Raw genomic sequence first — 22,937 nt, 5'->3', positions numbered from 1 at the left:
GTATTAAAAGAATATTCGTTTATTTACAAAAACGGATTGTCGAATGCCCCCTGATAAACCGGAACGCCGGACCGGACTCGATCAAATTGAACCTGTATTAGCTGATGTAGCTCAGAAAACTGACCGTTTGATCGAATCAAATGGGCAGATTCTCGTAATAGCTACTCGTGCAGATGCTAATGCCCAAATAGCGGCTCGAGGAGTCGCTGATTTGACCATTGAAATGCGTCAACGCTTTGAGCAAGTTGACCGTCGATTTGTGCGGGTCGACGAACGATTTGATCAAGTCGACCATCGATTTGTACGGATTGATGAACGGTTTGATCAACAGCAAATTCAAATTGACCAACGATTTGAACAACAACAAATCCAGATGGATCAACGCTTCGACCAACAGCAAAATCAAATCGATGATCTACGAACAGAAATGAGAGAAGGCTTCTTACAGGTGAATCAAAAATTTGAGCAAGTATCCCAAACTCAACAGCAAATCTTGACTCTTCTGCTAGATCGTATTAAATAGACAGCAAAATTACAACCCAAATTTCTCCAGTCTTCTATACAACGCCTGCCTTGATAAGCCCAGCTCTCTGGCAACATCGGTAATGCTGCCCCGATGCTTTTGCATAGCCTGTTGAATCAATTGCCGCTCCATGTCTTCCAGTTGCAATGTTTCGTTCACAGGCGATACCGACGCCGACCCGTTTTTGAAGATAAAATTCGTCGGTTCCAACAAAGTCCCTTGAGTGGCTCCCGGCACATCAGGCCGAGACAGAATAACAGCCCGTTCAACAGCGTGCTGCAACTCCCGAACATTGCCCGGCCACCGATACTGTTTCATTTCAGCCAATAAAGCGGGACTCAGGCCCGAAATTGAGCGGTTATATTGCTTCGCGTATTTTTTCAGGAAATGCTCGGCCAGTGGCCCAATATCAGACGGACGCTCACGCAAGGCGGGCAGATGCAATTCAATCGTATTGATTCTATACAGCAAATCCTGCCGGAACGCTCGTTCGGCCACCCGCTCGTTTAAGTCGGCGTTGGTGGCGCAAATGAGCCGCACATCAATGGGACGGGCTTTATTCGAGCCAACACGGGTTACCTGCCGCTGTTGCAGAACCGTCAGTAAACGAGCCTGTTGAGCAGGACTGAGGTTACCAATTTCATCCAGGAAAATCGTACCGCCGTTCGCTTCTTCAAACCGACCAGCCCGGTCGTCGCGGGCATCGGTAAAGGCGCCTTTTACGTGGCCAAATACTTCACTCTCAAATAAGCTTTCGGTTAAAGCGCCTACATCAACGCTGACAAAGGGCTTATCGCGCCGGTGCGACTGGTCATGAATAGCACGCGCAACCAGGTCTTTACCCGTACCATTTTCGCCCAGAATCAATACATTGGCATCCGTTGGGGCTACTTGTTCTACGGTATCCAGAACGGGCCGCATGGCAGACCCAATGATATTCGTTTGTTTGGTTGCTTTCTTGGTGGGCGATGATGAACTGTCTGCCTTACCGGCATCCTCTGCCTGCTGGCTCCCACCCGCTTTACTGATGGCCCCGCGAATGGTTTCCAGGAATTTGTCATTCTGCCAGGGTTTCAGGACGAAGTCAACGGCCCCCGCTTTAATAGCCCGTACGGCCATTTCAACATCGCCATAGGCAGTAAACAATACGACTCGCGCCTTGGGATCAATGTCTAAAATACGGTCGAGCCAGGCAAAGCCCTCACGGCCGCTACTCACATCGCGCTGAAAATTCATATCCAGCACAATGGCATCGTATCGATTATTGTTAAGCAGGAACGGCAGTTTTTCAGGATTCTTTTCGATATCTACCGAAGCAACGTGACGCTTGAGCAGCAACCGGGCTGCCAGCAGTACGTCGGGATCATCGTCGACGAGTAAGAGTTTTGCATCTTGCATACACTAAAGATAACGAGTTAGACGATTTGTTGCACGCTACGCTCGATTCAACAACGAATTACGGTTTTCTTACGTACTTTGACCCAATAAAAGTCGTTGAACGGTCATTTATTGTCATTAGATGGTCATTGTTGTCATTGGGTGGTCATTCGTTGTTGTCGACCAGTGCACAACAAGTTAGTGGCAATACCTGACGACCCATGACACCCAATGACCACCTAATGACTGACACTCCTTCTCCTCTTACCGACCGCTGGTTTTATGCCCTCGTGGCCGTTGGCGTATTTCTGAATGCGACCGGCCTGTTTCCACCCGTAATGGAGCTCGACGGTGCCTTGTATGCCTGTATTGCCAAACAAATGGCGCAAACCGGCGATTTTGTAAACCTCTACGCCGTTGATACCGATTGGCTCGATAAGCCTCATTTCCCATTCTGGGTCATTGCACTAAGTTACCGAATTTTCGGTATCAATACGTTTGCCTATAAGTTTCCAGCCTTGCTGTTTTTCTTAGGCAGCGTGGCGTATACGTATCACTTCACCAGGCTGACCTATTCAAAACTAACCGCTCAGGTAGCTTCTCTGGTACTGCTCACGGCATTTCACGGCGTTCTGTCCAATAGCGATGTACGGGCCGAACCTTATTTGATGCCACTCATTATTGGCCCAGTTTATCATTTTTACCGGGTTTTTCTAGGTGACGGATATGCCATTTCTTCAAGAAATGGCATATCTAAAAATTGGGTACATCTGCTAATTGGCTCCTTCCTGACAGGCTGTGCGCTCATGACCAAGGGCGTTTTTGTGCTTATTCCAATTGGGGCTGGTTTAGTGCTACACTGGTTGTTGACCGGCCATTGGCGGGAGCTTCTCAAACTACGCTGGTATGTAGCTATTGTACTATCCTTCGCTTTCACAATTCCTGAAATCTATTGCCTATACCAGCAATTTGACCTACATCCAGAGAAGGTGATCTTTGGGCAAACGGGTGTCTCGGGAATTCGATTTTTCTTTTGGGACAGCCAGTTCGGGCGCTTCTTCAACACAGGGCCAATCAAAGGCGAAGGCGACAAGTTTTTCTTCGTGCACACGCTGCTTTGGGCCTTTATCCCCTGGTCGTTACCTCTCTATGTAAGCATCGGCAAGCGACTGATCGATTTGGTTAAGCGCTGGATTGGGCCAGCGTTCCAGCCCGAATACATGTCGCTTGGTTCCGGGTTGGCTACGTTCCTTTTGTTTTCATTCTCCGGCTTTCAATTACCGCACTACCTGAATATCGTTTTCCCATTCTACGCAGTGCTGACAGCACAGTTTTTAGCGGATATTCAAGCCATTAACCTACGCAAATGGACAATTGCACAATCGATTATCGGCTTCCTGCTAATTATGGTCATGGCTGCTCTTTTATGGCTCGTCCAACCCGCTGGACTGGGCACAGCACTGGGCTGGCTATTGACGCTTACGGTTCTCCTGTTCGTACTTTTTCGGCAGAACGATATGCTGTCGCTGATGGGCCGAATGGTGGGCGTGATGTTTGTTGTAGCGGGTTCGCTGAATCTGTTTTTGTACCCAACTTTTTTGCGCTATCAGGCGGGCATGGCAACGGCCGACTATGCCAATACACAACCAGCCCTAGCCAACCGCCCGACGATATTGTATGAACCCGGAACGGGCGTGGGTGGGGGCAGTTTTTGGTCGTATGAATTTTACGCAAAAGGGCCTACGGTGTACGCACGTACCGATTCTACATTGAGAACACTGGTACAATCGGGGCCAAAAACGGTGTTTACAACCGCAGAATATGTTGATTCGCTCACGACGCACGGCTTTAGTGTTCATCGGCTGGCCATCTTCCCGTATTTCCACGTCAGCCAGTTGACGTATGATTTCCTCAATCCGGCAACCCGCTCGCAAACGCTGCTGCCTTATGTACTCGTCGTGGTGAAAAAGGGGAAGTAGTGGAGTGAGTGAAGTAGGTGAAAGTAAGTGCAGTAAGTTCTACTACATCTACTATACTCCATTCACTCACTCCGCCCATTTCACCTACTACACGTACTCCACCATTACGCCAAACCTCAAAAGCGGACAAATTGCGTCCGAAAGCGGACAGCACTTTACAATACCAGCCGATTAAATACTTGATAATCAGCAACAGGCCTCAACTGGCATGACATTGGCACAGGTCATTATAACGAATGAGGTCCGGGCCGGTATTCGCTGGAACGCCAGCCCGGTCTTTCACACTTTCCCTCATTCACTCTTTAACTTAAATGGATCGCGTCTTACCTAAACGATTTTGGACTGTCCAACGCCTAGCTATCTTCGGGGGCGGTGCGGTGGTTCTAGGCTTATTAGCTTACACCCTCTTCTTTGCCGACCGTCGGTCGAAGTTGAACGTTGAAAAAGATAAAATAACCGTCTCCGCTGTATCAACGGGGCCTTTCGAAGATTTTATTGCCGTAACCGGTGTTGTACAACCGCTGAAAACGATCCGGCTCGATGCTATTGAAGGGGGTTATGTAACGCAGAAACTAATTGAAGGGGGTAACATGGTTAAGAAAGGAGAAGTACTCCTGAAACTCGAAAACCAGAGCCTGAAACTAAGCTTCCTCCAGTCAGAAACCGAAGCTAACCGACTTGTCAACGACCTACAAACCACCCGCCAACGCCTTCAGGTAGAGCGCTTTACCCTCCGAAAAACGTTAGCCGACCTCGATGCTCAGATCGATCAGGCAAAGGACTCCTACGATCGGCAGGCTAAGCTGTACAAGGACAAAGTCGTTTCGGAAGAAGATTATCTGAAAGCCAAACGCGCTTATGAACGGCTAACTGGTCAGCGTACCATTGAGATCGAAACCCAGAAGTACCAGGAGGAGAATGCAAAGTTCCAGATCAAACAATTGGAAGGCACCTTGCAACGTACACAGAAAAATGTGGCTCTTTGGCAACAGACACTGGATAACCTGGTTGTTAAAGCCCCCGTTTCGGGTCAGTTGTCCAGCATTGATGTGGAAGTTGGCTCAAACATCAACCGGGGCCAGAACATCGGCCAGATTGATGACCTGAATGGTTTCAAAATGCGCGTCGGTATCGATGAACACTACATCAGCCGGGTGTTTTCAGGACTGAAAGGCTCTTTTGAATTCAACGGAAAAATGCACGATCTGGAAATCAGCCGGGTCTATCCTGAAGTAAAAAGTGGTCGGTTTGAAGTGGACATGATCTTTCCGAAGGGAACGCCCGAAGGGATCAAGCGGGGTCAGTCATCGCCGATTCAGTTGGAGTTAGGTAAGGCCGCCAAAGCGACGCTGCTGCCCGTAGGTGGTTTCTTCTCCGACACCGGCGGTAACTGGGTATACGTAGTGGATAAATCAGGCAAACGCGCTGTGAAACGTCCGATCACACTTGGCCGCAAAAACCCTGAGTTCTACGAAGTCCTGACCGGACTGGAACCCGGCGAGCAAGTTATTACGAGTTCTTACGAAAATTTTGGTGATAACGAAGTGTTGGAATTTTAGGGAGGAAGGAGGAGAGGGACGAAGGGGAGGAAAGGACTAAAAAACAGTATGGTCCTTTATTCCTTTCCTCCTTTTTCCATCATGTAAATTTTTCCAATCTAACTTTAATCAAGTTTTGAAGCATGGAAGAGATAAGCCGGCTTTTACCCAGAAGCATTTGTCCAGTTTCAGCATCAATGATATCGACTGCAACAGCCAAGTGGATTTGTGTTCGGAGTTCACCATTAGACCCCTTTGCTATGCGCAAATAACGCACAAACTCTTTATTTGTATGGCGCTCATAGCCTTCTGCAATATTTGAGGGAACTGATACAGAACAACGTCTCATTTGATCCCTTAAGCTGTAGTCGGTGCAATTAGCTAATAATTTATACACATTTACAGCCTGAGCAAGTCCTTCCTGCCAAACAATCATATCTTCGAATTTTTCAATTTTAGCCATAAAATATGAGGTAATAAACGGTGGTTTGGGAGACAAAGTAGAAATTTCTTTCCTCCTTTCCTGCCTTCCTCCCTTTTCTCCCCTACAACAATGATCCAAACAATTGACCTTCAGAAACTCTTCGCAACCGAAGAAGTAGAAACCACCGCTCTCAATGGCATCAATATGGATGTGAAAGACGGGGAATTTGTAGCTATCATGGGCCCATCGGGCTGTGGTAAGTCGACACTGCTCAACATACTGGGCCTGCTCGATAATCCCAGCGACGGGCAATATAATTTCTACGGCACCGAAGTGGCCAAAATGACTGAGCGTCAACGGGCACAACTGCGTAAAGGCTCTATCGGATTCGTATTCCAGAGCTTTAACCTGATCGACGAACTAACCGTTTATGAAAACGTCGAGCTGCCTTTGCTGTATCTGAAAACTCCGCCCGATGAGCGTAAAAAGCGCGTAGAGGAAGCCCTGGAGCGGATGAGCATCATGCACCGTCGGAATCACTTCCCACAGCAACTGTCGGGTGGTCAGCAGCAACGGACGGCCATTGCCCGGGCGGTTGTTGCCAAACCAAAGCTGATCCTGGCCGATGAACCGACCGGTAACCTCGATTCGAAAAACGGCGAGGAAGTCATGAAACTCCTCGGCGAACTAAACGACGAAGGCACTACCATCATCATGGTAACTCACTCACCCTACGATGCTGGTTTCGCGCACCGTATTGTGAACCTATTCGATGGTAAAGTAGTAACGGAGAACTTCCACGTGTAAAATCAGGGAGGAAAGGGAGGAAGGAGGAGAGGAAAAACAACAAAAGCTTATTTTCGCCCTTTCCTCCCCTTCGTCCCTTTTCTCCCTCTCCTCCTTCCTCAACCATGTTCAGTAACTATCTCAAAATAGCCTGGCGAAACATCCGTTCAGGTGGCGGCTATTCCGTTTTAAACATCGGTGGTCTGGCGGTTGTGCTGGCGGTGAGCGTATTGCTGTTCTGGTGGGTGAAAGACGAACTGAGCTTCGACCGATTCCATGCTGATGCGGACCGGATTTATCGGGTCAATGCTCATTTTGGGAAAGGTGCCGACGAAAACTTCTGGTCGGGCACGCCCGCTCCGATTGCCGTAGCAGCCGCCAACAAAGTTCCTGGCGTTGAACAAGTTGTTCGCGTAGCAACCCTCTACGACTTTCGTACATTTCGGGTTAACGAGCGCGCGCGGGTCAAAACGTTTTCGGAGCAGTACGATGATCTGGCTTACGTTGACGAAAATTTCCTGAATCTGTTTACGGGTTTTGCCGTACGGAGCGGAGACGTTACAAAACCGTTCCCATCGCCAAACTCGGTAGTTATGACCGAGGAAATGGCGGAAAAATTCTTTGGTACGCCAGAAGCCGTTGGAAAAAAGCTAACGGTTCTGGATAGTAACCGGGTCTTTACGGTGAGCGCCGTATTGGCCAATATGCCCGACAACTCATCGATTCGAGCCAAGGTATTCTTTCCGATGAGTCTGAAAAAACGGACTTTCGGTGGGAATGGTGACTGGAAGCGCCTGGACGATGACTGGGGCAATTACTATTTTCAGACATTCCTGAAACTGAGCCCCACAATTGAGCCTACCGCCATCGGCAAAAAATTAATCGCGCTTCAGGCTATAGCCCGTAATACCAAACCGGGCGACTCCTCATCTGATTACCAGCTTCAGGCATTTACGAAAACCCACTTTTACGAACCTAACGGCAAGGATACCGGCATGCAGCAGGTTCGGATGCTGGGGTTAATTGCCTTGCTGTTGCTGAGTATTGGCTGTATCAATTACATCAATCTGACCACCGCCCGGGCAACCAAGCGCGCGCGCGAAGTAGGTGTCCGGAAAGTGATCGGGGCCGAATCGCAGCAGTTGTTAGTTCAGTTGCTCGTTGAATCGTTACTGACGATGGGCATTGCGTTGCTGGCCGCTATCGTGTTGATCCAACTGATGATGCCGTATTACCTCGATCTGACAGGAAAAACGCTCGGTTTCTCGTTGCTTAACCCCGAAGTATGGGGCTTGCTGATTGGCACATTGACACTTACGGTAGGCTTGGCGGGGTTGTATCCGGCCATCATGATGTCGTCCTTTAATCCACTTCGTTCGTTGCGCGGACGAGGTGCCCAAACAGGGCAGGCAGGATTACGCAAAGTACTCGTCGTTACCCAATTTGCGCTGGCAACTGGCCTCATCGTAGGCACGCTGGTCATTGGCGAACAGTTGCGCTATATACGGGAACGAGATCCGGGCTTTAACAAGGAACATACCTTCGTGTTTTATGCGGGTAACAAGGCTCAGCAATACAAACGCGAACTCGAAAAAGAGAGTAGCATCCGTGCTGTAGTTACGGCTACTGGAGGACTGGTTGGTGGTGGTGGCAGCACCGGCGATACCGATTGGGATGGCAAAGCACCAGATCGCTCATTCATTGTTAATCAGCTCGGTATCAGCCACGATTTCATTCCAGCCTATGGCATCAAACTAAGTCTGGGCAAAAATTTTACGGGCACTAAAGCCGACTCAACAAGTTTCATCCTGAACGAAACAGCGGTAAAGCAGGCAGGCATCACCAATCCGATTGGCAAGCGCTTCAAGTTTCACCAGACAGAAGGTCATATTATTGGTGTTGTAAAAGATTTTACGACGGCATCGATCCGCTCCCAAATCCAGCCCATGTTGCTGTTCAGCATTCCAGGCGACAATGGCATCATGCACGTCAAAACAACAGGTCAACAGGCACCTCAGGCCATTGCGGCTGCCGAACGGCTCTGGAAAAAAGACTCTCCCGACAATGTATTTGAATACACTTTTCTGGATGAAACCTATAACCGGATGTACCGCACCGAGCAGCGCACCGGCCAGTTATTTAGTTTCTTTGCTGGAGTCGCTATTATCGTATGCTGTCTGGGTCTATTTGGCTTAGCTGCCTTCACGGCCGAGCAGCGCACCAAAGAAATTGGGGTGCGAAAAGTTCTAGGCGCATCCATTGCTGGCATTATCACACTACTCTCAACAGATTTTCTGAAGTTAGTTCTGATCGGCATATTGGTTGCCACACCCGTTGCCTGGTGGCTGATGAGTCAATGGCTACAGGATTTTGCCTACAAAATTGATATGGAATGGTGGATGTTTGTCCTGGCCGGATTATTGGCAGTAGGCATTGCCCTACTAACCGTAAGTTACCAAAGCATTAAAGCCGCGTTAATGAATCCGGTAACAAGTTTAAAAACTGAATAAGGGGAGGAAGGAGGAAAGGAAAAAACAACATGAGCGTTATTTCCCCTCTCTTCCCTCTCTTCCCTTTACTCCCCCTCCTCCCTCCTATGCTAACCAACTACGCCAAAATCGCTATTCGGAGTTTGTTGAAGAACAAATTCTATTCGTCAATCAACGTCTTTGGTCTGGCGCTGGGCATGGCGTGTGCGTTACTCGTCGGGTTGTGGGTACACGATGAACTGAGTTATGATCGTTTCCTGCCCGGCGTTGAAAACATTTATAACGTACGGGTCAATTATGCGTTCAACGGTGGCCCGGTCGAAACGGCTATGTATACACCCGGCCCGCTGAAAGAGGCCATTTCACGCGATGTACCGGGTATAGCAGCCATAACCAAACTCAATGATAGTGGGCCAATTCTGGTAAAAGCAGTTAATGGTTCCAGCACCGAGAAATCGGCGAAAGAACAGGGAGAATATGCGTCGTCCGATTTCTTTGATGTATTTGACTTGCCTGCACTTTATGGCAATCCCAAAGTCGCGTTAGGCCAGCTTAACCAGATCATTATCTCGCGCCGACTGGCCGAGAAGTATTTTCCAAACGAAGTTGCCCTGGGCAAAACGCTCCAGCTCGACAACCAGAAAAACTACACCGTTGGGGCTGTCCTTGAAAATTTACCCAGCAACTCGACGCTTCAATTCGACTGGCTGACCAACTTCAAGAACTATGAGGAGGCATGGATGAATGAGTGGGGCACAAACTCCGTGCTCATCTACGCACGCCTGAAGTCTGGCATAACCGTGGCTCAAACCGAGGCACTTCTGAAAGGCATTTTCCCACGCTACGCCAAGTTCAATAATCACGAGGCTCCCATTCTGCATCCCATGGCAGACATGCACCTCTATTCGGAGTATAAAAACGGGAAAGTGGTTGGCGGTCAGATTGAGTACGTCCGGATATTCTCCATCGTCGCGCTGTTTATTCTGCTGATTGCCTGCATCAATTTCATGAACTTAGCTACGGCACGTTCGTCGGTTCGGGCAAAGGAAGTGGGGGTTCGGAAAGTAGTTGGTGCAGGACGTTCGTCGCTGATTGGGCAGTTTCTAAGCGAGTCGATCCTCACGAGTCTATTAGCCGTAGTGCTGGCACTGAGTTTTGTCTCCGCCATCTTACCAACATTCAATGCGCTGTTTGAAAGGCAGTTGACACTTGACCTAACCAACTCAACTCTTTGGTTTATCATTGCTGGCCTGGTGCTGATAACCGGCTTTTTATCGGGGAGCTATCCAGCGCTGTTTCTGTCGGCGCTACAACCCATTAAAATCCTGAAAGGTAGCGGTCCGTCGTCACGGTTGCAGTTTGGTGCTGGCCCTGCTTTGTTCCGGCGGACGTTGGTGGTGTTTCAGTTTTCGCTCTCGATTTTCCTGATTGTGGGCATGCTGGTGGTGGGTAAGCAGATGAATTATCTCCGCACTAAAAACCTCGGCCTCGACCGGGAAAATGTGGTGTATATACCGTTGGAAGGAGCGCTGGCCCAGCCACAAACAATGGAACCCTATCGGCAGGCGATTTTACGCAATCCATCTGTGGCCTCGGCAACCTTGACGAATCGGCTACCCATCGATGTGCGAAGTAATTCAACGGATTTGAGTTGGCCCGGCAAAGACCCCAAGCGTCTGGTTAGTGTATCGGCCATGTCGGTAGGGAGCGATTTTATTCGAACAACGAATATCAAACTGCTCGGTGGACGAGATTTTCGAGCAGGCAGTTTAGCCGACTCCTCGAATTACCTGATCAACGAAACAGCCGCTAAACTAATGGGGCTAAAAGCCCCAGTTGGTAAAGAAATTACGTTTTGGCGGGGTAAAGGGCAGATAGTGGGTCTGATGAAGGATTTCCATTTAAGCTCACTGCACCAGGCGATTACACCCTTAGTCGTGGTTTTCTATCCAGAAAATACAAGATACCTGCTTGTGAAAACGCAGGCTGGCAAAACCCAACAGGCCATTGCCGATCTGGAGCAGGTTAGCAAACAGTTCAATCCGACCTACCCGTTCACCTATCATTTCTTGGACGAAGCCTTCGAGAAACTGTACAAGGCCGAACAGCAAATCAGCACACTTGTCAATTATTTCGGCATATTGGCTATCCTGATTTCGTGTCTGGGCTTATTTGCATTGGCCGCCTTTACAGCTGAGCAGCGAACGAAAGAAATTGGCGTTCGGAAAGTCTTAGGTGCATCGGTCGCCAGTATTGTTACCCTGCTATCGACCGACTTCCTGCGACTAGTGTTGATTGCCTTGGTGCTCGCATCGCCCCTAGCGTGGTGGGCGGTCAACAAATGGCTGGGCACGTTCGCCTACCAAACCGAACTGAGCTGGTGGATTTTCGGTCTGGCAGGTGCACTAGCTCTGCTGATTGCTTTCCTAACCGTAAGCTACCAGAGTATAAAAGCAGCGTTAATGAATCCGGTAAAAAGCTTAAAAACTGAATGAGGGGAGGAAGGAGGAAAGGGAGGAGGGGGAAGAGAAGAAAAAACGATATGAGCGTTATTCCTCCTTTCTCCCTCTACTCCCCTTCCTCCTCCTTTTACTCCTCCTTTTCCTATGTTACGAAACTATCTCAAAATCGCGGTTCGGAGTTTGCTGAAGAACAAACTCTATTCAAGTATCAATGTGCTTGGCTTAGCGCTGGGCATGGCGTGCAGTTTACTAATTGGCTTATGGGTAAAAGATGAACTAAGCTACGACCGGTTTCTGCCCGATGCCGAGCGCATTATGTACGTTCGGGTCAACTTTCCTTACAATGGCGAGCTAGTCACCAACTCCGTTACGCCCGGCCCGTTGCAGGAGGCCATTGCGAAAGATGTACCGGCAGTAGCTGCTGTCACCAAAATCAACTACGGCCCTGAGTTGTTGATCAAACCCGTTGGCAATCAGACAACAGGCGAAAAAGCAGCTAAAGAAAAAGGGCATTATGCTACCGATGACTTCTTTGGCGTATTCGACCTACCCGCCATTTACGGCAACCCAAAAACTGCGCTGGCCCAAACGAACCAGATTGTCATTACCCGAAAAATAGCGGAAAAATATTTTCCGGCCGGGTTAGCTATGGGCAAAACCATACAACTCGACAACGACAAATTCTACGTGGTTGGGGCCGTTATTGAAGACTTACCCAACAACTCCAGCCTGCAATTCGACTGGCTCGTAAACTGGAAAGTACAAGAGCAGGACTGGATGAAAACCTGGGGAAATAATGGCTTCTATACGTATGTCCGCCTAAAGCCGAATACAACCGTAGCGCAGGCTGAGGCCGCCATGAAACACATTTATCCGCGCTTTGCGGGTAAAAACTTCGAGACGGGCTTACCAACACTACAACCCATTACCGACCTGCATCTGTATGCTGAATACAAAAATGGAAAAAGCGTTGGCGGACGCATCGAATACGTACGAATATTCTCCATCGTCGCACTGTTTATCCTGCTGATTGCCTGTATCAATTTTATGAACCTGGCCACGGCTCGTTCAGCGAATCGGGCCAAGGAAGTTGGCGTCCGGAAAGTGGTTGGGGCACTACGTTCATCGTTGATTGGTCAGTTTTTGAGCGAATCGGTGTTGACGAGTCTGGTGGCTGTTGTACTGGCTTTAGGACTGGTTTGGTCTGTACTGCCCACCTTCAATGAGGTATTCGGGAAACAATTAATGCTCAACCTGGCTGAGCCAATGCTGTGGGCTATCATTCTGGTTTTGGTGCTGGTTACTGGTTTCTTGTCGGGCAGCTATCCGGCCTTGTTCCTATCCTCGCTTCAACCGATTAAAATCCTGAAAGGTCGCCTGCAATTCGGTTCAGGCCCTGCTTTGTTCCGGCGAACCTTGGTGGTGTTTCAGTTTTCGCTCTCGATTTTCCTGATTGTGGGCATGCTGGTGGTAGGCAAGCAGATGAACTACCTGCGCACCAAAAATCTCGGTCTCGACCGGGAGGATGTGGTGTATGTACCGCTGGAAGGAGAGATTGCCCAACCCAAAAAAGTAGACGTCTTTCGGCAGGAAGTGATGCGGAAGCCTTCCATTGCGTCGGCCACAACAACCATGTCGTTACCGGTCAATATTCAGAGCACATCCGGCGATTTAAAATGGCCGGGTAAAGATCCTAACCTGGGCACGAGTGTTTCCGTGATGGCCGTAGGGAGCGACTTCACCCGAACCATGAATATCAAACTGGTGGCAGGGCGTGATTTCCGGATGGATAGTCCGGCTGACTCGGCCCGGTATCTTATCAATGAAAGCGCGGCTAAACTGATGGGCATGAAAGATCCGGTTGGTAAAGAAGTGGAATTCTGGATGGGTAAAGGTCAGATTATCGGGCTCATGAAAGATTTCCATCTGAACTCACTCCATCAGGCCATCAGCCCACTCATTCTGGTTTTCAACTCAGCCAATACGAGTTACTTACTGGTAAAAACCCGCCCTGGACAAACTCAGCAGGCCATTGCCGATCTGGAGCAGTTGTCGAAGGAGTTCAATCCAAACTACCCCTTCACGTACCATTTCATGGATGAAGAATACGAGAAAATGTACCGCAGTGAGCAGCAGGTGAATACGCTCGTCAATTACTTCGGGATACTTGCCATTCTGATTTCGTGCCTGGGCTTGTTTGCGCTGGCTGCCTTCACCGCCGAGCAGCGTACTAAGGAAATTGGGGTTCGAAAAGTACTGGGGGCCAGCATACCAAACATCATTGGCCTACTCTCGACCGATTTTTTGAAGCTTGTCCTGATTGCTATTATCCTGGCCTCTCCGCTGGCCTGGTGGGCGGTCAGCAAATGGCTCGGCACGTTCGCGTATCAAACCGATTTGGCGTGGTGGATTTTTGCGGTGGCAGGAGTATTAGCCATCACCATTGCCTTTTTAACCGTCAGTTATCAGAGCATTAAAGCGGCTATGGTGAATCCGGTAACGAGTTTAAAAAGTGAATAAATGATCTTAAACGGGATGAAGTAGCTTTTGCTTTTCTCTGCTCGCTGGTGGCCTAGCGCCTTCAGCGAGCAAGCCATTTTACGTACCTACGGGCTTTAGCCCGGTTTGCTTTGAAATTTGAAATAAAACACGGGCTAATTTGATTTGTATTAAATAACCGCCTAAATAAAACTTATCCTTTTGGGGCTTTCAAACCCCCAACCCCCTGAAGGGGGCTTTTCTCCCCAGCGAACTAAGCCCCCTTCAGGGGGTTGGGGGTTCTGAAGACTAGCAAAACGGCGGTTAATTAGTTCAAATCAATAAGCCCGTAGGTACGTAAAATCATAAAAATGTATTTAAATCCAGTTGTAGAATGTCAGAAAAGGAGGATTCGGTCGTCAGGCCACCATCGCCAAAGCGATACCTGTACCATTGTTGGGTTTTATAGTTGAAGACGAATCCTTCCTGGATGCCGAACTCAGCACTGTCAATCAGCCGAATGATTTTACCAATGTCGTGTTTCAGACCCGTATTTTGGCAAACTTCAACAATAACTTTTGCCTGCTCAGATGAATGATCATAGAGGAGTAAATCAGGAACGGGTGTACTATAACCTTCCGTAAGCATGGTCTCCGGAAGAGGTTCAAATGAAATCTGTCCTGACCGGTAGAGTGGATACAGCCCTGCCGTCAGCCGAGCAATAACGCTTTGATGAATAATGGGGGCGTTAACTCCCATCTCATCTTCCAGAACAAGGTTTTTAAGTGAAACTGGATTTGTGTAACTCATGCTTTTAAAACTCTGATTTTGACCAAAAGTAACTAAAATATCATGCTTCGCAACTACCTGAAAATCGCCTTCCGAACGCTCTGGAAAAACCGTACACACACGCTGATTAACATCGTGGGATTGTCGGTCGCCTTCGGCACCTGTGTGCTGTTATTTCTGACAGCCACGTTCGAATTATCATACGATAACTTCCACACCAACGCCGACCGTATTTTCCGGCTCAACTTCCTCTCCACCAACCGCGACGGAACTACGGATAAAGGAGCCACCATGCCTTACCCAATATCACCTTCGCTCAAAGCCGAATTCCCGGAGATCGAAGGCGTTACGCGCTGGTTCGACCGGAGCGCGAGTGTTCGGCGGAATAACCAGACCTACAACAAGGATGTCCGCATGGCCGATGCTGACTTTCTGAACATGTTCAGCTTCCCGCTCCAAAAAGGCAACGCAAACACGGCCATGAACAGCCTGAGCGATATTGTCATCAGCGAGAACATGGCCAAGGATATTTTTGGGAAGGAAGACCCAATTGGAAAGCCACTCCAACTCCGCATGGGCGATGCCTGGCAGGCATTTACCGTGACGGGCGTGGTGAGTAATGCGCCTAAAAACTCATCCATTGATTTTGATGCGCTGATCCGTAGTGAAAATGCTGGCGATTATCAGGAGTTTAAAACCCGCTGGGATCATGGCAACCACGATGTGTATGTAAAGGTGAAAGCCGGTACAGACCCGCAAACGCTCCAACGGCGGACACAGGCGTTCATGAATAAATATTTCGCGAAGGACATCAAAGAACGGCAGGAACAGGGCTATCCTAAAAATGAACTGGGCTTCCAGCGAAGCCTGCTTCTGGAGCCCCTGCGCGATGTGCATTTCGATACGGTTACCACGCATGGCGGAGGTATCAGTCGGGCCTACGTGTACACGCTGTTACTCGTTGGTTTGTTTATTCTGGCGATTGCCTGCATCAATTTCATCAACTTGACCATTGCGCAGTCGCTCTCGCGGGCGCGGGAAGTGGGTGTCCGAAAATCGCTGGGCGCGAAACGGGCCCAGTTATTCGGTCAAATCTGGGGCGAAACGCTGCTACTGTGTTTTGTCGCACTGCTCATCGGCCTGGGTCTCGCCTACCTAACATTGCCTACGTTCAATCGCCTGTTCCGAAGCTATCTGGCCTTATCCGACTTCATGAAGCCTGTTGTTCTCCTGGTGACGGCGCTGGGCTTTCTGCTCATTACGCTGGTGGCAGGTGGTTATCCATCCTGGTTCGTGACGCGCTTCAACGCCGTGGAAGTGCTGAAAGGAAAAGTGAAGATGAGCCGTCCGGGTTTATTACGCAATTCTCTCATCGTCACGCAGTTTACTATTGCCTGCCTGCTTATTGTGTGCACGATGATTGTGCGCCAGCAGATTAGTTACCTGCAACAGAAACCGATGGGACTGGACAAGGAACAGGTAATCAGTATCCCGGTCGGTAATGAGTTGAATGGAACGGAAGCGCTGAAAGCCATGCGCGACCGACTGGCAAACCAACCTAACATCACAGCCGTATCGGGTTCAGGTGTTAACATCGGTGCTGGGTTAGACGGCAGTTCGTCGCGGATGATGTTCGGCTTCCAGTATGGCAAACGCGACATTACCTGCGATTGGCTGCGAATAGATACGGACTATCTGAAAACGATGGGCATCAAACTCCTGCAAGGCCGCGACTTCAGCCCAGCGTTCAGTACGGATTCAAGTTCATCCGTACTGATTACGCAAAGCATGGCCAAAGCACTTGGAGAAGCCAATCCGGTGGGCAAGTTCATCAAACCCGACAACAAAGAATACCAGATCGTGGGCGTTGTATCGGATTTTAACCTGTATTCATTGCATCAGGAAGCCAAACCCATTACGCTGCAAATGCAGTCGAATTGGCCAATAAGCTATATTCTGGTTCGGGTGAATCCGCAAAACCTGACGGGTGCTATGGAAACGGTTAAAAGCGTCTGGAAAACGATTGCGCCGAAGCAGGAATTCATTGGGTCGTTTCTGGATGCAAACACCGAACGCTGGTACAAAAAAGAGCAGCGCTTATCCACTATATTCTCGTCGGCGGCTGGCATTGCCATTTTACTATCGTGCATGGGTCTGTTTTCCATTGCCCTGATCGCGATTCAGCAGCGGACGAAGGAAATCGGTGTTCGGAAGGTGTTGGGCGCCAGCGTTCCGAGCATTGTGGCCTTACTTTCCAAAGACTTCCTGAAATTGGTTGTAGCTGCCATTGTCATTGCCTCGCCCATTGCCTGGTACGCTATGGATAAATGGCTATCCGATTTCGCTTACAAAATTGATATTGAGTGGTGGGTATTTGCGCTGGCGGGCTCGCTGGCGATTCTCATTGCGCTGGTAACGGTGAGTTTCCAGAGTGTGCGAGCCGCGTTGATGAATCCTGTTAAATCACTAAGATCGGAGTAAAGGCCGGGCCGCCGTTGCGGAGGAAGGAGGAGAGGGAGGAAAGGGATAAAACCGTGCTCCCGGCACCTAAGAGAAAATTTCGCTTAAGTTCAATTCAATTCCTGTTAACGCATCAGTAAGTGTATCATTCTCGGAGAAGAAGCGGTATTTACCAAAAGCAGAATACACTGAAATAGCCTGAAAGCTGGGCATAACCAACCAGCAGGATTGAACGCCAGCGTTGAAGTATCGCTCAAATTTGGCCAGAATTTCAGCATCTGACTGTGAGGGCGACACAATTTCGATGGCCGTTAGCGGCATTTGGGTCATGGATGTAACATCGTGCAGAAAGTCGATCTGGAGCTTTGGGTAGATAGCAATATCAGGTACAGCATCGGGTCGTTCGGGCATGCTTAAGTTTAACTCTGACAAAACGGTGAGCGTTTTTCGATACCGATAGTCTAAACTAACTAGCAGATTTTTCTGCACGTACGCATGATTTAAAGTGGGCATAGGTTTTCCGCGTTCCAATTCGTAAGCAGATACTTGCTCGATAGTTGCTTCCATAACCGATCGTATTTTTTGGCCGAGTAGAAATCAAATATAGAAAAAACGTTACAAAATGCTACGAAACTATCTCAAAATCGCCCTGCGGAATCTGGCGAAACACAAGGTTAATACGGGCATTAACGTGGCCGGGTTAGCCATTGGTATGGCGTGTTGCCTGCTCATTGTGATGTACGTTTCCGATGAGTTGAGTTATGACCAGCATTGGACAAACGGAGCGCGTGTGTATCGGATGGCGCTTGAGCGGAAATACCCCGGCCGTAGCACTAAGTACGCGCTCATTCCGCCGTCGTATGCCCAATCGGTTAAGAAGGAAATACCGGAGATAGAGCAGGTAACACGCATTTTTTCTGCGGGCACCAATGCGCCAGTACTCGTTAAACTGAATGGCCGAACGGTTGAAGAGAAGGACTTTATGGTGGTCGACTCAACCTTTTTTCAGGTGTTTCAGACACCCCTTCGGCGCGGGAATCCCAATCAGGTGCTGAGTCGTCCGAATACGGTTGTCCTGACCGAAAGCACGGCCAAACGGTTGTTCGGCCAGACAAATCCCATTGGCAAGATGCTGGAGATTGTGCAGGGGCCGAAACTGGAAGTAACGGGCATCTGCGCCGATCCGTCGCACAATGCTCACTTTACCTATAACTTCCTGTCGTCTACGCGAGGGTTTCCGCAAGCCGAGCAAGTCAATCACATTGGGTTTTCGGCCTATACATACCTGCTTTTACGCCCGAACACACAGCCCGAAACGGTCGAAGCCAAGCTCCCAGCCGTGGTAGAAAAATACGCGTCTGGAGAGGTAGAGCGGAGCTTTGGGGTGTCTTACCGTGATTACCTTAAGGCCGGAAATGGGTATTTCTATTTCCTGCAACCCCTTCCCAGCATTCACCTCGACTCACATCTCGAAGCCGAACTTCAACCCAATGGGAGCCGGTCGCTGGTCTCTATTTTTTCCATCATCGCAGGTTTCGTCTTGCTGATTGCCTGCATCAACTTCATGAACTTAGCCACCGCCCGGTCGTCGGAGCGAGCGCGTGAAGTGGGCATCCGAAAATCGCTCGGCTCGACGACGCAGCAGCTGGCCGCTCAATTCCTGACCGAATCGGTCTTGCTGAGCCTGTTCAGTTTAGGCGTGGCTGCTTTTTTGGTAGCTAGTTTACTCACCCCATTCAATACATTAGCCAGTAAATCGCTTACGTTAACCTCGCTGGTCCGGTGGGAAACGCTGCCGCTATTGGTAGGCGGAGCTATTGCTGTAGGCTTGCTTGCAGGTAGCTATCCGGCGGGCGTGTTATCGGCCTTCGAACCGATCAAAGTGCTAAAAGGCAAGTTCAGCTCGACCCGACAGGGGCATCTGTTACGAAACGGCCTGGTGGTGTTTCAGTTTGCCATATCGGTGCTCCTGATTGTCAGTACCATCGTCGTATTCAGTCAGTTGAATTTCATTCAGCAAAAAGAACTGGGCTTCACGAAAGAATCGGTTGTGAAGCTCAAAGGTGCTTTTTTTCTGGGCAACAACACCGAAGCCTTTAAGGCGGAAGTGGCTAAATTATCGGGCGTAACCGGCGTGGGGGGCACCACGAATACGCCCGGCGAAGATGGCTTTTTCGGCATTACGTTCCGCAAAAATGGCGAGAACGAAACCGTTACGGGAAAAGGCTGTGTGGTGGATGAGCAATACCTGCAAACGATGCAAATGAGCATGCTGGCCGGACGTCCATTTAGTCGCCAGTTCGATGATTCGCTGTCGGTTATTTTAAACGAGGAAGCCGCCCGGCAGATTGGCCTGACGGACCCCATCGGGAAGCAGATAACTAGCCCAGACAACTTTGTGCAGAACAATGGTCAACCCGTTACGTACACGGTAGTGGGCATCGTTCGTAATTTTCACTTTGGCTCATTACACCAGCGCATTAGCCCCCTATTTGTCCTGAACGACCGTCTATTCAAAAAAGTAGATAATCAACTCGTAGTGCGGGTACGTACCGATGAACCAGAAGCCATAGTCGGCCAGATGGAGAGCCTCTGGAAACGTTACCTCCCCGACCAGCCCTTTCACTATTCTTACCTCGCCACCGACTGGAGTGATTTATACAAATCGGAACAGGTAGCCCAGCGAATCTTTGGTCTGTTTGCGATGCTGGCCATTTTCATTGCCTGCATGGGCTTGCTGGGACTGGCCATATATGTTATTCGACTGCGTACCAAGGAAATCGGTGTTCGAAAAGTGCTGGGGGCATCCATTCCAAGTCTGGTGGCGCTGCTCTCGAAAGACTTCCTGAAACTGGTCTTAATCGCTATTGTCATTGCCGCTCCAATCGCCTGGTACATCATGAGCCAATGGTTACAGGATTTTGCCTACAAGATTGACATGGAATGGTGGATGTTCGCCGTAGCCGGTCTGCTGGCAGTGAGCATTGCGCTGTTGACCGTGAGTTTTCAAAGTATCAAAGCCGCCTTGATGAATCCGGTGAAAAGTTTAAAATCGGAGTAAAGAGGGAGAAAAGGGAGGAAGGAGGAGAGGCCGGGCCGCCGTTGCGGACGAAAGGGAAAACGATAGCAACTCCTTGTATACCGCCCTCTCTTCCCTTTACTCCCCTTCCTCCCTTTACTCCCTTTACTCCCCCTCCTCCCTTTCTTCTATGCTAACAAACTACGTTAAAATCGCCTGGCGGAATCTGGTTCGGTATCGAACCTATAGCCTGCTCAACATCCTGGGGTTATCGGTTGGGTTGACCTGTGGGATTCTGATTTACCTGACCACACAGTTTCACCTCAGCTTCGACACCTATCACGCGAAAGCCGAGCGAACTTACCGCGTTGTCACACAGATCAAGCATGACGATGTACGGTTCTCTCGCGGAACGCCTAAACCGCTGGGTGAGGTGTTACGCCGGGATTATCCGTTTCTGGAACAGGTGGCCCGAGTGGAACGCCTGCATGGGCGGATTGTTAGCGTCCCCAATCCCAAAGGTGGTTTTCTGAAAAAATTCAATGAAAGCAAGACCTTCTGTTTCGCCGAGCCGCAGTTGTTCAGCGTGTTCGATTATGACTGGTTGATCGGTGATCCACAGTCGGCGTTATCGACTCCTAATTCTGTGGTGCTGACGGAGAAATATGCGCATAAATATTTCGGCACAGCCAACCCAATTGGCAAAACGCTGCGCTTCGATAACCAGGCAGATCTGACGGTAACGGGTGTCTTGAAAGATCATCCTGGCAATACGAACCTCACCTATGAAGCTTTTATTTCCTACAGCACCATTGCCAGTCTAGCCAACACGAAGGAGTCATTACAGGCCTGGAACGACGTGAACAGTGAAGCGATGTGTTACGTCGTTTTACCACCCGATATGCCCGCCGACCGATTAGCCAGCGCGTTCCCGGCTATCCGAAAAAAGTATTATCAGGCCGATGATCAGAAGGTTTACGACTTTACCCTTCAACCACTCAGCGATGTTCATTTCAACACACAATATGGTGGTCGGATGAACAAAACGATTTTGTTCGCCATGACGCTGGTTGGGTTGTTTCTGGTAATATCAGCCTGTATCAACTTCATCAATATGGCCACGGCCCATGCGCTGAAACGATCCAAAGAAGTGGGTGTCCGGAAAGTGATGGGCAGTTCCCGCTGGCAGTTGTTTAGTCAGTTTATGACCGAAACGGCTATCATTACGCTGGTCGCTGTGGTCGTCGCGCTGTTTTTTTCCAATCTGGGCCTTCCGGCCATGAACAAGGCCATGTCAGTATTCAACGCCACGATGGTACTGACGGATTTGTTGAATCCGAAACCGCTGGCCATGATGATTCTGGGCGTGGTGTTCGTTATTCTGCTGGCTGGTTTTTATCCGGCGCTGATGATGGCGGGCTTCAATCCAATCACCGCCCTGCGGGGTCGACTAACGACGCAGGCCGTTGGTGGGTTTTCGGTACGCAGAGGCCTGGTGGTGGTTCAGTTTTTCATGACCCAGTTATTCACTATTGGCGTTGTTGTGGTAATGACCCAACTGCGCCACATCCGGCAGGCCGATCTTGGTTTCGTGAGCAACGGCATTGTGCTGGTCGATTTACCAAACGCCAAATCAGCCCAGAACGACCCGCTCAAACAGGAAACGTTCCGGCAACAACTACTTCAGATTTCGGGCGTTCAGGCAGTGGCCCTGGGCAATCAACCGCCAGCCTCGGGCAATATCAATCAGTTTCCATTCGTGTATGACACCCGAACGAAACCCGAAGGATTTGATGTCCAGTCGAAAATCGGCGATCCTAATTACCTGCCCCTATTTGGCATGAAACTGTTGGCCGGTCGCAATTTCCGTCCAACCGATAGCACTTCTCAGGAGGTGATCGTGAACGAAACGGTCGTTAAGCGATTGGGCAAACTGGCACCCAGCGATGTACTGGGCAAGCGGTTTCGCATTTTTGATACTGACAAAACGATTGTGGGCGTGGTCAATGACTTTTACACCAATTCGTTGCGAAACAGTGTAAAACCCGTTGTCATCGTCAACGACTTGGCCCAAAGCCATATGATTGCGCTGAAAGTAAGCGCAACCGACTTACCTAAAACGCTGAAAACAGTCGAAGCCACGTACAACGATTTCTTCCCGGAAAAGGTCTTTAGCTACCAGTTTGTCGACACTATTCTGGACGAATTTTACCGGGGCGACCGGATTATGCTCGCCCTAACGCAGGTGTTTTCGCTAATCGCCATTCTGATTGGTTGCCTGGGTATGTATGGCTTAGTCTCGTTTATGGTCGAGACCAAGAGCAAAGAAATTGGTGTACGCAAGGTCTTGGGCGCTAGTGCCTTTCAGGTTCTCTGGCTGTTTGGCTGGGAATTTGGCCGATTGGTTCTATTGGGTTTTCTGCTCGCTGCTCCCCTCGGGTGGTGGCTCATGAATGCCTGGCTACGGGATTATGTCTACCGCATCCAGATTCAGGGCTGGATGTTCGGGCTAACAATTGTCCTGGCCGCCCTGATCACACTCCTAACCGTCTCGTTCCAGTCCGTAAAAGCAGCCTTGATGAATCCAGTTAAATCACTTCGTTCGGAGTAAAG

At 49.5% G+C, this 22,937-nt stretch carries 14 protein-coding genes; 10 read left to right on the top strand and 4 right to left on the bottom strand.

Annotated features, from left to right (window positions below; translation table 11 throughout):
- Nucleotides 1-43: 43 nt before the first annotated feature.
- On the top strand, nucleotides 44-523 hold the full coding sequence (locus EXU85_RS35600) for a hypothetical protein (RefSeq protein WP_210422440.1): 480 nt from the start codon (nucleotides 44-46) through the stop codon (nucleotides 521-523).
- Nucleotides 524-532: 9 nt separating this feature from the next.
- On the opposite strand, the gene EXU85_RS04905 is transcribed toward EXU85_RS35600, so the two are convergent.
- Nucleotides 533-1,921 carry a sigma-54 dependent transcriptional regulator gene (locus EXU85_RS04905; protein ID WP_142770996.1) on the bottom strand — a complete coding sequence of 463 codons (1,389 nt, stop codon included), beginning with the start codon at nucleotides 1,919-1,921 and terminating at the stop codon, nucleotides 533-535.
- Between the two features lie 200 nt (nucleotides 1,922-2,121).
- On the opposite strand from EXU85_RS04905, the gene EXU85_RS04900 reads away from it, so the two are divergent.
- Together EXU85_RS04900 and EXU85_RS04895 are read left to right on the top strand one after the other, a co-directional pair.
- The gene (locus EXU85_RS04900) at nucleotides 2,122-3,879 is read left to right on the top strand and encodes a glycosyltransferase family 39 protein (protein ID WP_246859433.1); all 1,758 of its coding nucleotides are present in this window, start codon (nucleotides 2,122-2,124) and stop codon (nucleotides 3,877-3,879) included.
- Nucleotides 3,880-4,190: 311 nt separating this feature from the next.
- Nucleotides 4,191-5,438: an efflux RND transporter periplasmic adaptor subunit gene (locus tag EXU85_RS04895; protein WP_142770994.1), complete on the top strand. Its 1,248-nt coding sequence runs from the start codon at nucleotides 4,191-4,193 to the stop codon at nucleotides 5,436-5,438.
- A gap of 79 nt (nucleotides 5,439-5,517) precedes the next feature.
- Here EXU85_RS04895 and EXU85_RS04890 read toward each other — a convergent pair whose 3' ends face one another.
- Complete coding sequence (locus EXU85_RS04890; protein ID WP_142770993.1) at nucleotides 5,518-5,880, bottom strand: four helix bundle protein; 363 nt, start codon at nucleotides 5,878-5,880, stop codon at nucleotides 5,518-5,520.
- 90 nt (nucleotides 5,881-5,970) lie between these two features.
- Between EXU85_RS04890 and EXU85_RS04885 the strand changes: the two genes are divergently transcribed.
- The 4 genes from EXU85_RS04885 to EXU85_RS04870 all read left to right on the top strand — a co-directional run bounded on the left by EXU85_RS04885 (nucleotide 5,971) and on the right by EXU85_RS04870 (nucleotide 14,098).
- A complete protein-coding gene (locus EXU85_RS04885; protein WP_111343606.1) occupies nucleotides 5,971-6,648 on the top strand; it encodes an ABC transporter ATP-binding protein in 678 nt (225 codons plus the stop codon).
- 104 nt (nucleotides 6,649-6,752) lie between these two features.
- Nucleotides 6,753-9,137 (top strand): ABC transporter permease, encoded by a 2,385-nt coding sequence (locus tag EXU85_RS04880; RefSeq protein ID WP_142770992.1) that lies wholly within the window; start codon nucleotides 6,753-6,755, stop codon nucleotides 9,135-9,137.
- 86 nt (nucleotides 9,138-9,223) lie between these two features.
- A complete protein-coding gene (locus EXU85_RS04875) occupies nucleotides 9,224-11,611 on the top strand; it encodes an ABC transporter permease (protein ID WP_142770991.1) in 2,388 nt (795 codons plus the stop codon).
- Nucleotides 11,612-11,722: 111 nt separating this feature from the next.
- Nucleotides 11,723-14,098: an ABC transporter permease gene (locus tag EXU85_RS04870; protein ID WP_142770990.1), complete on the top strand. Its 2,376-nt coding sequence runs from the start codon at nucleotides 11,723-11,725 to the stop codon at nucleotides 14,096-14,098.
- Between the two features lie 321 nt (nucleotides 14,099-14,419).
- On the opposite strand, the gene EXU85_RS04865 is transcribed toward EXU85_RS04870, so the two are convergent.
- Nucleotides 14,420-14,866, bottom strand: a complete 447-nt coding sequence (locus EXU85_RS04865) for a hypothetical protein (RefSeq protein WP_142770989.1) — start codon at nucleotides 14,864-14,866, stop codon at nucleotides 14,420-14,422.
- 42 nt (nucleotides 14,867-14,908) lie between these two features.
- Between EXU85_RS04865 and EXU85_RS04860 the strand changes: the two genes are divergently transcribed.
- Nucleotides 14,909-17,326 (top strand): ABC transporter permease, encoded by a 2,418-nt coding sequence (locus tag EXU85_RS04860; RefSeq protein WP_142770988.1) that lies wholly within the window; start codon nucleotides 14,909-14,911, stop codon nucleotides 17,324-17,326.
- A gap of 66 nt (nucleotides 17,327-17,392) precedes the next feature.
- Here the strand turns inward: EXU85_RS04860 and EXU85_RS04855 are convergent, their stop codons facing one another.
- A complete protein-coding gene (locus EXU85_RS04855) occupies nucleotides 17,393-17,872 on the bottom strand; it encodes a Uma2 family endonuclease (RefSeq protein WP_142770987.1) in 480 nt (159 codons plus the stop codon).
- A 55-nt stretch (nucleotides 17,873-17,927) separates the two neighbouring features.
- Here EXU85_RS04855 and EXU85_RS04850 point away from each other — a divergent pair, with 55 nt between their 5' ends.
- Both EXU85_RS04850 and EXU85_RS04845 read left to right on the top strand, forming a co-directional pair.
- Complete coding sequence (locus EXU85_RS04850; protein ID WP_142770986.1) at nucleotides 17,928-20,366, top strand: ABC transporter permease; 2,439 nt, start codon at nucleotides 17,928-17,930, stop codon at nucleotides 20,364-20,366.
- Between the two features lie 148 nt (nucleotides 20,367-20,514).
- Nucleotides 20,515-22,935: an ABC transporter permease gene (locus EXU85_RS04845; protein WP_142770985.1), complete on the top strand. Its 2,421-nt coding sequence runs from the start codon at nucleotides 20,515-20,517 to the stop codon at nucleotides 22,933-22,935.
- Nucleotides 22,936-22,937 lie beyond the last annotated feature (2 nt).

This window comes from Spirosoma sp. KCTC 42546, assembly GCF_006965485.1.
Taxonomy (GTDB): Bacteria; Bacteroidota; Bacteroidia; order Cytophagales; family Spirosomataceae; genus Spirosoma.
Note: the sequence above shows the minus strand (reverse complement) of the source record. Positions and strands in the feature narration are given on the sequence as shown.